Source organism: Maricaulis sp. (assembly GCF_030149425.1).
Lineage (GTDB): Bacteria > Pseudomonadota > Alphaproteobacteria > Caulobacterales > Maricaulaceae > Maricaulis.
The window spans coordinates 1-5,748 of the sequence record NZ_JASBRQ010000070.1 but is presented as its reverse complement, the minus strand read 5'-3'; the positions used below and the strand labels follow the sequence as shown (position 1 = coordinate 5,748).

The 5,748-nt window shown below is 63.3% G+C and carries 10 protein-coding genes; all 10 read left to right on the top strand.

Features of this window, described 5'->3' with window-relative positions; genetic code table 11:
- Nucleotides 1–40: 40 nt before the first annotated feature.
- Complete coding sequence (locus Q1V57_RS12540) at nt 41–400, top strand: hypothetical protein (RefSeq protein WP_024018512.1); 360 nt, start codon at nt 41–43, stop codon at nt 398–400.
- A 135-nt stretch (nt 401–535) separates the two neighbouring features.
- Nucleotides 536–898, top strand: a complete 363-nt coding sequence (locus tag Q1V57_RS12535) for a hypothetical protein (protein WP_024018511.1) — start codon at nt 536–538, stop codon at nt 896–898.
- A gap of 174 nt (nt 899–1,072) precedes the next feature.
- Nucleotides 1,073–1,552, top strand: a complete 480-nt coding sequence (locus Q1V57_RS12530) for a MerR family transcriptional regulator (RefSeq protein WP_082679233.1) — start codon at nt 1,073–1,075, stop codon at nt 1,550–1,552.
- A gap of 2 nt (nt 1,553–1,554) precedes the next feature.
- Complete coding sequence (locus tag Q1V57_RS12525; protein WP_024018509.1) at nt 1,555–1,770, top strand: hypothetical protein; 216 nt, start codon at nt 1,555–1,557, stop codon at nt 1,768–1,770.
- Nucleotides 1,771–1,856: 86 nt separating this feature from the next.
- Nucleotides 1,857–2,195: a hypothetical protein gene (locus Q1V57_RS12520; RefSeq protein WP_024018508.1), complete on the top strand. Its 339-nt coding sequence runs from the start codon at nt 1,857–1,859 to the stop codon at nt 2,193–2,195.
- 102 nt (nt 2,196–2,297) lie between these two features.
- A complete protein-coding gene (locus Q1V57_RS12515) occupies nt 2,298–2,762 on the top strand; it encodes a heavy metal-responsive transcriptional regulator (protein WP_024018507.1) in 465 nt (154 codons plus the stop codon).
- Nucleotides 2,763–2,848: 86 nt separating this feature from the next.
- On the top strand, nt 2,849–3,223 hold the full coding sequence (locus tag Q1V57_RS12510) for a hypothetical protein (RefSeq protein ID WP_024018506.1): 375 nt from the start codon (nt 2,849–2,851) through the stop codon (nt 3,221–3,223).
- Entirely contained in the window at nt 3,223–3,594 is a 372-nt protein-coding gene (locus tag Q1V57_RS12505; protein ID WP_024018505.1) for a DUF1622 domain-containing protein, read from the top strand. The genes Q1V57_RS12510 and Q1V57_RS12505 overlap by 1 nt, the downstream gene beginning before the upstream one ends.
- 140 nt (nt 3,595–3,734) lie before the next feature.
- Complete coding sequence (locus tag Q1V57_RS12500; RefSeq protein ID WP_024018504.1) at nt 3,735–4,115, top strand: hypothetical protein; 381 nt, start codon at nt 3,735–3,737, stop codon at nt 4,113–4,115.
- 12 nt (nt 4,116–4,127) lie between these two features.
- The coding region (locus tag Q1V57_RS12495) for a ferredoxin reductase (RefSeq protein WP_300531369.1) at nt 4,128–5,748 on the top strand (1,621 nt) is incomplete at its 3' end.

The window sequence follows — 5,748 nt, the reverse complement described above, 5'->3', positions numbered from 1 at the left end:
CTCGGCGGGTCTTGTAAACTCAGCCAAGGAGGCTTCCACCATGTTGCTCAAGAAGAAGATCACCATCGCGCTTGCAGGCCTCGCCGTGCTCGGCGCCGCGCCTACCTACGCCCAGGGCATCGGCCACAGCTTTTTCATGCGTGGATCGATCGTCGGCAAGGACACGACCGGAACGGTCGTTTGTGTGGGTAAGGCCGACGGCGCGACCGTAGGCCAGGTCCTCGAGGTCTACCGTGTGGAAAGCACACCTGGACCTTCGAAGACCCCCGGCGCGGGCTTCCGGCGCGTGGCCGTCGGGCACGTCAAGATCGATCACATTTTCGATGACCATTTCGCGCATGTGAGCATCGCCGACGGCACGCCGAAGGTCCACGACATCGTCGAACTCCGCAGGAAATAAGTCGGCAGCGGGGACGGCGACCGCCGTCCCCACCATCAACGCCACCTCGCTGCAGAACGAGACCGGCACGATCGCTCGCAACCAAGCGACGAACACCGGCCTGGGTGCACGAGACATGAATTGAAAGGAATCGAGATGCGCTTCAAGAAGTCAATATCGATGGCCATGGCGAGTATCGCCCTCGCCGGCGCGGTCCCCGCTCTGGCGACCGGCATCGGCCACAGCTTTTTTATGCGTGGATCGATCATCGGCAAGGACACGACCGGAACGATCGTGTGTGTCGGCAAAGCAGATGGCGCGACAGTCGGACAGGTGCTTGACGTCTATCGCGTGAAGACGCTGCCCGGCTCCGGCTACAAAGGAAGCGGCCCCGCTTATCGCCGAGACCTCATCGGCCACGTCAGGGTCGATCATATATTTGACGACCATTTTGCGCATGTGAGCGTCGCCGACGGCGCTCCCGCAGTTCACGACATCGTCGAGCTCCGCAAGAAATAAGGGCGTGCCGGGGAGGGGCTTGCCGCTCCCCATGATGCCTGATGGCGGCCGCAAGCGACGAAAAGTCGCGCGGCCTTTGAGCGGACAGGAGAGCGGCGATGATCGACCGACGTCCAAATATTTCTCTTGACCCTGGACCTAGGTCCAAGCGGCACTGTGCCTCCGAGACTTGCCATGTCACGGCTTAGAATCGGTGAGCTGGCCGAGGCTGCCGGCGTTCGAAAGGACACCATACGTTATTATGAGCGCACCGGCCTGCTCCCCGCTCCGCAACGGACCAGTGCAGGATACCGCGTCTATCATCCTGCAGACGTCGAACGCATCAAGTTCGTTCGCGCTGCACAGGGGCTCGGTTACACCCTCACCGAAACGCACGCGCTCCTGCTGGTGCGGGCCGGAGACGCCCTCGCCGGGTCGGATATCCTCGCCGTCACGCGGGTCAAACTGCGCGAAGCACTGGTCAGGGTGGAACAGCTCAAGCTTATCGAAACAGGCCTTGAGCAGCTGGGTGAAGCGCCCTCGCACGAAGCCGAAAGCGACCCTTGCCCGATCCTCTTTCTGGTTCGGGACGGGCGGCTGTCTCAATTGGCCGCAGATCAGCCAGAACAAATGTCCGTGGGAGAGGACCACACCACCTGCACAGGGAAGGACTGAACATGAAATACTCTATCTCGCTGGGATTGCTACCACTGGCGCTGCTCGGCGCTTGCGCGACCCTTCCGCCGACTAGCGCGCAGATCGCGAGCTGCAAGGCCATGGAAGACAATATGGGTCTCGCGACGCCCCATGATCACAACGAGATGAAGGGACAGGGGCGCAACCCGATGAATCTCTCGCACGATCGCTGCCTGCAGATTCTCAAGCAGCAATGACACCCTGATCTGTCGGTCGAGCACGCTTATCAAGCTCGTCCGACGGGATTTGCGTTCGACCGCTCACTCTCATTCGGAGACACATCATGAAGACTCACCTCACGAATACGTCCGGGAAGATCGTCTCGGGGCTCACAGCCCTTGCGCTTCTCGGAACGCTTGCTGCGTGCGGCAAGAAGACGGACGGCACGCAAAACCAGGCTGCCTCCAATGCCTCTGCAAGCGCGCCCGGCGCTCTTGAAAACGACACCGCCGCCGCCACGGACTCTGTCGGGACCGACAACACGGCGGCCGATATGGATGAGCGCCACCGTCAGGATATGGACCACAGCGACATGCGCCGGGGTGGGCCGATGATGCCCAATGGCGCCCCGCCTACGAGCACGCCCGACAACAGTCAGTCCGCCCCGATGAAGGATATGTAAGCCGAGCAGGCTGAAAACCCCGGCACTGCCCGACCTGAGCAAGACCAATTCGAAGGAATAATGCCGCGACCTTTCGAATGGTCGCGGCAACGGAGACGCGCCATGACATATTTCACGATCGGAAAGCTGTCGCGTGCGCTCGGCATCCGTCCCGATACCATCCGCTATTACGAGCGCAACGGTCTGCTTCCTCCGCCCGCCCGGTCTTCTGCCGGTTACCGCACCTATGGCGACGCCGATCTCGAGCGCGTGCGGTTCATTCGCAAGGGGCAGCAGCTGGGTTTCACGCTTCGCGAAATCGGAAGCCTGCTCGATTTGCGCGCGTCCGACACCGCGACAACTGCCGATGTCCTGGCCATCACCGAGAGCAAGATAAATGAAGCGACCACCCGTATCGATGATCTGACCCGCATCAAGACCGCCCTGTCCGCCCTGTCCGCCCAATGCTCGATCGACATTCCCATCGCGGATTGCCCGATCCTCGCGCATCTCGCGAGCATTCCCAGGGGAAGCCCACCTGGCGACGGCGACCCTCATGCCGCCCGCGCAGTGAAGGCGTCCATATGAGACCTGTTTTGCAGCGTTTGGGTTTACTGCTGCTTTGGGCAAGTCGGCGCCAAGCGCGCGCGCTCCTCAGCCGAGCAAGTTTAGCCTTGGCTGTTATCGCTGCGGTTGGCGGCCTGGCCCAGCCTTCTGTTGCCGAGCATCTGCCCGGTCAGCATTTGGGCTCGAAGACGGATCTCATCGGTATCTGGTCATTCGACGCCCGGTCCGGGTGCAAGACCGGTACAGCCTGGGAGTTCCGGGCGGATGGATCTTATAATGAGATCAGTTTGCCCGACCGTGCACCGCAGGCCACCGGGACGTGGTACGAACGCGGTGACATCATCTTTTATTCCCTGGCGCGGCCAGAGACAGTCGCCCCGGGGCGGCCTGACAAACGCATGGTGATCATCGAACGCGAACCCGATCGCCTCGTCGCATTGGGAGGTCGCAGAGTTCGCCACGTGATGCACAGGTGTCCGTGATGACCGAGAGCCTCATTGTGGAGGGCATCCACTGGATCACGCGTGCCATCGAAGTCACCGGGACGGCGATCATCGTCGTGGGCGCCGGTTCTTCGCTGATCAGATTCCTGCAGCAATCCCTGAAAGGTCCGATCGACCAACATGTCGTCGGCAACTTCAGGTCGAGCCTCGGTGAAGCCATTCTTCTCGGACTCGAATTCCTGGTTGCGGCCGACATCATCAACACTATCGCGATCCAGCCAACGCTTAGCAGTCTCGCGGTCCTTGCCGGCATTGTGCTGATACGAACCTTCCTGAGTTTCTCGCTAGAGGTCGAGATCAAGGGTCGTTGGCCCTGGCAGCGGGCGACGGGAACCCCGCGCGATGATTGAGCATCGGCGCCGGCTCCGGGCGCCCGGGCGACAACGCCGGGGAAACAGGAAACTACGTATATTGGCGAAAATCGATTTGTGGTCCCTCGGGGCCGTTGCCAGCCGGATGTTCGGCCGGTCATAGCAATGGAGTATTGATCATGATCATGACGCGTTCTTCCCGCTTGCGCGCGCTCGCCCTAGGGGGTGCAATCGTGCTGTCGCCCGCCATCGCCTCGGCCCAGGGGCAAACCACCGGCCATCCGTCGACCCAGTCTGCGCCCTCCGCCAACGGGTCGATGCCGGCAGGCGGCATGGAGAAGCACGACGCGATGCCAGGCATGGCCGGCATGCCGATGCAGGACGACAAGATGCCTGCGGCCATGCCTCCGATGGCAAAGAAGGCCGGATGCTGCGGCATGAAGAAGATGCCGATGGCCAAGCACAAGGCAGCCCCGCACCGCCGCCATGCGAAACCCGCCACCGCGAAGCCGGCGCCGATGCCCGCGGACAAGCCGATGCCCATGAAGGATGACATGTAAGGAAGTCCTCAGGTGACGCGCCCTCACAACAACATCACCGGCCTCAAGCTATCGCGGGCTTTGAGGACGAGCGGTATCGCACTCGCGCTGGCGATGATCTCCGGATCACCGCCAGCGTCGGCGCAGATGGCCGAGTCAGAGCACGCGTCGCATCATCCAGCGGGCGGAGCCGCCGCGCCAGCGGCGATGCCAGCGGGCAACGTGATGGGGGCAGCAGCTCCGGCCGCGGCGAAAGCTGCCGATCCCATGGCGGCGATGATGAAAGGGATGATGGTGCCGTCGCCGGGTACCAAAATGGGCGCGGGACCGGCGGGATGCTGTGGAAACGGCGGCGCCAAACCCTTCTACCCCTCGCTGATGGACTGGCCCGTCCTGACCGATGAGGCACGACGGACGGTACGCGCCGCGGCTCTCGCCCGCCTGGGGTCGGGCGCCGAGGTCCTGACCGCGGAGCAAGCCCGGCTTCACCACGCTCTCATGTCGAACGACACGAAAGGAGCCCAGGATGCGATCAGGGGCGCCCGCGAAGGCCTCGCACTCGCGGACAGCGGAGCAGGCGCGCTCAGGGGCCTCGAAGAGGGCCGCCCTCCCCGGCAGATTGCCCTGAGCTGGTTCAAGACCCAGTCGGGTTTTGCCGTCAGCGACCAGATGGCATACGGAAACGAGCTGGCGGGCCTTTCCTGGTGGCACCTGATCGCGATGGCGCTGCTGGCGGCGGCTCTGGTTGCGGCGCTGCTACTCCGATGGGCGCGGCTGCGCCGCATCGCAAGCTTGGTGGAGCGGCTCGCACCAGGCGGGGCTACACCACCGGCCAGTCCGGCCACCTCTCCGGCCACCTCTCCGGCCCCGGCCCCCATCGTGCCGGCGCCCGCTGCTCCTGCAGGCGCAGCTACGCCCGGCAGCGCCACGCCGGCAGCGCCGCGCCTGTGGAAAGGCGTCCTGCGGATCACCGCGATCTTCGACGAGACCCCGAGCGTCAAGACGTTCCGGCTCATGGAACCGAACCGCGGGCCGATGCCGTTCACGTTCCTGCCCGGCCAATATGCCTCGATCACCTCGGAGATCGAAGGCCAGAAGGTCCGACGATCCTACACGATCTCGTCGTCGCCCACACAGCGCGACTATATCGAGCTCACGATCAAGCGCGAACAATATGGGCTGGAATCGCGCCATCTCCATGATCATGCCGCTACGGGCGACCTTCTCGAGATTGCGGCGCCCGCGGGCCGGTTCTTCTTCACCGGCAAGGAAGCCGAGGGGATCGTCCTGATCGCCGGCGGAGTCGGCATCACACCGATGATGAGTGTGCTGCGCAGCCTGACGGACCGCTCCTATGAACACGACATCTACCTCCTCTACGGTGTCAACACGCCGACGGATCTGATCTTTCGCGAGGAATGCGACTATCTGGCGCGGCGCCACCACAAGCTTCACATCGTCTCCATCGTCGCAAAGCCCGAAGGGACCGACTGGGCCGGGCCTTCCGGTTATTTGACGGCCGATTTCATCGCCGCTTCCGTTCCCGAAATCGCCAGCAGGCGCGTTCACCTGTGCGGCCCGCCGCCGATGATGGACGCGGTGAAGGCGGCGCTTGCGCAGCTCAAGGTGCCGGCGGAGCAGGTAAAGACGGAGG

What these genes read in the sequence shown, in the direction of transcription:
- Q1V57_RS12505 (WP_024018505.1), top strand. Translation starts at nt 3,223, where the DNA reads ATGACCGAGAGCCTCATTGTGGAGGGCATCCACTGGATCACGCGTGCC.
- Q1V57_RS12500 (WP_024018504.1), top strand. Translation starts at nt 3,735, where the DNA reads ATGATCATGACGCGTTCTTCCCGCTTGCGCGCGCTCGCCCTAGGGGGT.
- Q1V57_RS12520 (WP_024018508.1), top strand. Translation starts at nt 1,857, where the DNA reads ATGAAGACTCACCTCACGAATACGTCCGGGAAGATCGTCTCGGGGCTC.
- Q1V57_RS12535 (WP_024018511.1), top strand. Translation starts at nt 536, where the DNA reads ATGCGCTTCAAGAAGTCAATATCGATGGCCATGGCGAGTATCGCCCTC.
- Q1V57_RS12515 (WP_024018507.1), top strand. Translation starts at nt 2,298, where the DNA reads ATGACATATTTCACGATCGGAAAGCTGTCGCGTGCGCTCGGCATCCGT.
- Q1V57_RS12530 (WP_082679233.1), top strand. Translation starts at nt 1,073, where the DNA reads ATGTCACGGCTTAGAATCGGTGAGCTGGCCGAGGCTGCCGGCGTTCGA.
- Q1V57_RS12525 (WP_024018509.1), top strand. Translation starts at nt 1,555, where the DNA reads ATGAAATACTCTATCTCGCTGGGATTGCTACCACTGGCGCTGCTCGGC.
- Q1V57_RS12540 (WP_024018512.1), top strand. Translation starts at nt 41, where the DNA reads ATGTTGCTCAAGAAGAAGATCACCATCGCGCTTGCAGGCCTCGCCGTG.